Source organism: Streptomyces sp. 8L, from assembly GCF_020176795.1.
GTDB lineage: Bacteria > Actinomycetota > Actinomycetes > Streptomycetales > Streptomycetaceae > Streptomyces.
On record NZ_JAIUKE010000808.1, the window covers coordinates 1 to 2,323 of the forward strand.

Here is a 2,323-nt window from a genome sequence, read left to right on the forward strand (position 1 = left end):
CACCCCGCCATCGCGCCCGCCTCCGCCTCCAGTACGTGCCGCGCGCGCGGCCGCGGCAGCGGCATGCGGCCCGGACGCAGTGTCTGCACCCGCAACACCCGCATGCGGCGGTCGAGATACGCCACGTCGATCGCGAAGCGCATCCCGAACGTGTGCACACTCCCGCACGGCGTCAGCAGCAGCGCCCCCTCGATGCCGTCCCGCCCGAGCAGGCCGCGCCGCCGTGTCCCGTACGATCCGGCGATCTCCAACGGCACGGCCACGGGCGCCCCTCGGGAGACCCCGCCGCCGGCCGCTTCTCCCGCTCGCGCGGTGACCGTCAAGACCCCGCCGCCGTCCCGCCATACGCCCATGGGGCCCGAGATTAACGCGTCGGCGCCGTGCCAACGCCCGTCCGGCTACAGTCGATTGCGTGGACGCCGTGCTGATCACCGCCGTCGCGCTGCTCTGGGGCGCCGCGTTCGCCCTCCTGCTGCCGCGGGCCGCGTACCGGCTCGCCGTCGCGCCCGGCGAACCGTGGCGGCGCGCCTGCCCCGCCGGCCATCCGCTGCCCGCCGGGGCCGCCGGCTGGGCCGGTCGTACGCCCTGCCCCCGCTGCCGCAGGACCCGTACGCCGGGCGTGCGCGCCGTCGTCGCGGCCCTTGCCTGCGCTCTCGCCTGCGGCGCCCTCGCCGCCGCCACCGGCCCGCGTCCCGAGCTGGCCGTCTGGCTCCTGCTCGCGCCCGCGGCGGCCCTGCTCGGCTCGGTGGACCGCGCGGTGCGCCGGCTGCCCGACCAGCTGACCCTGCCGCTCGCGGCCGCCGCCCCGCTCCTCCTCGGCGCCGCCGCCCTCGTCCCGGGGCACCGGGGGTCGTGGGCCACCGCACTGCTCGGCGGCCTCGCCCTCGGTGCCGGCTACTTCGTCCTGTTCCTGTTCAACCCCGGCGGCCTCGGCTTCGGCGATGTGAAACTCGCGCTGCCGCTCGGCTGCGCCCTCGGCTGGTATGGCTGGCCCGTCCTGTTCGCCGGGGCCTTCGCCGGGTTCCTGCTCGGCGCGCTGTACGGCCTCGGCCTGATGGTCCTGCGCCGCGCGGGGCGCAAGGCGGCCATCCCGTTCGGCCCCTTCATGATTGCCGGGGCGTTCGCCGGGCTGCTCGCGGGCGGGCTCACGGCCTGACACGGGCCGGGCGGCCGGAACTCGTTCGCGTCCAGGCCGCCCGGCCTGCCAGCATCGGGCGCATGCCCGACGCACACCACCGTTCCTTCGACGACCTGGTCTCCGAGGCCGCCGCCGTCCCCGTCGACGGCTGGGAGTTCTCCTGGCTCGACGACCGTGCCACGGAGCAGCGCCCGCCCTGGGGCTACGCGCGTACGGTCGCCGACCGGATGTCCCGTGCCCGCGCGGCGCTCGACGTCGAGACGGGTGGCGGCGAAGTCCTCGACAGCGTCCCGCGGTTGGCCCCGCTGACGGTTGCCACCGAGTCGTGGCCGCCGAACGTCGCCCGCGCCACCGCCCGGCTGCGCCCGCGCGGTGCCGCCGTCGTCGCCACGGCGGAGGGTGCGCCGCTGCCGTTCGCGGACGCCGCGTTCGACCTGGTCGTCAGCCGCCACCCGGTACGGGTCCGGTGGGACGAGATCGCGCGCGTACTGGGCCCCGGCGGCACGTACCTCTCCCAGGAGGTCGGCCCCGCCTCCGTCTTCGAACTGGTCGAGTACTTCCTCGGGCCGCAGTCCGACGCCGTGCGCGCCAGGCGCGACCCGGAGGCCGCCGCTGCCGCCGCCGAGGCGGCCGGACTCGATGTGACCGATCTGCGTACGGCGGCGCTGCGCACCGAGTTCCGCGACGTCGGCGCGGTCGTGTACTTCCTGCGCAAGGTGGTCTGGATGGTGCCGGGCTTCACCGTGGAGCGCTACCGGGACCGGCTCGCCGAGCTGCACGCCGCCATCCGGCGCGACGGCCCGTTCACCGCCACGACCACCCGATTCCTGATCGAGGCCCGCACGCCGCGGCGGCCCTGAGCGGCGCCTTCGGCGGCGCGGCGCGGCCCCGTCAAGGCGGTGCCTCGGCCCGCCTTCGCTCCTGAGGGTTACGACACACCCGGCGCGCGGCGGCCGCGCGGGACCTCCGCGAAACCGCCGGGAGGCCGGAACGGCAAGGCCACACCGGGCATCCGAGCGCCTCCGGAGCGTCATCCTTCGCCGACATGGCTGTCGGCAGCCCTTACGAAGGGTTATGGTGGAAACCCCCCCTCGGGCCGGTCCGTATCCCCCCCCACGGACCGGCCCGTTTTTCATGCCCTCACGCGCGCACGCCCCTCCACGCGCTCGACGCGCCCCCCAGGCA

3 protein-coding genes are annotated in these 2,323 nt (G+C 76.4%); 2 read left to right on the plus strand and 1 reads right to left on the minus strand.

The genetic code is table 11. The features are described from left to right. The coding region (locus LCE31_RS38975) for a DUF192 domain-containing protein (RefSeq protein ID WP_225022977.1) at positions 1 to 353 on the minus strand (353 nt) is incomplete at its 3' end. A gap of 59 nt (positions 354 to 412) precedes the next feature. Between LCE31_RS38975 and LCE31_RS38980 the strand changes: the two genes are divergently transcribed. Both LCE31_RS38980 and LCE31_RS38985 read left to right on the plus strand, forming a co-directional pair. Then, positions 413 to 1,156, plus strand: a complete 744-nt coding sequence (locus tag LCE31_RS38980) for a prepilin peptidase (protein WP_225022979.1) — start codon at positions 413 to 415, stop codon at positions 1,154 to 1,156. Between the two features lie 62 nt (positions 1,157 to 1,218). After that, a complete protein-coding gene (locus LCE31_RS38985) occupies positions 1,219 to 1,998 on the plus strand; it encodes a class I SAM-dependent methyltransferase (protein WP_225022980.1) in 780 nt (259 codons plus the stop codon). Positions 1,999 to 2,323 lie beyond the last annotated feature (325 nt).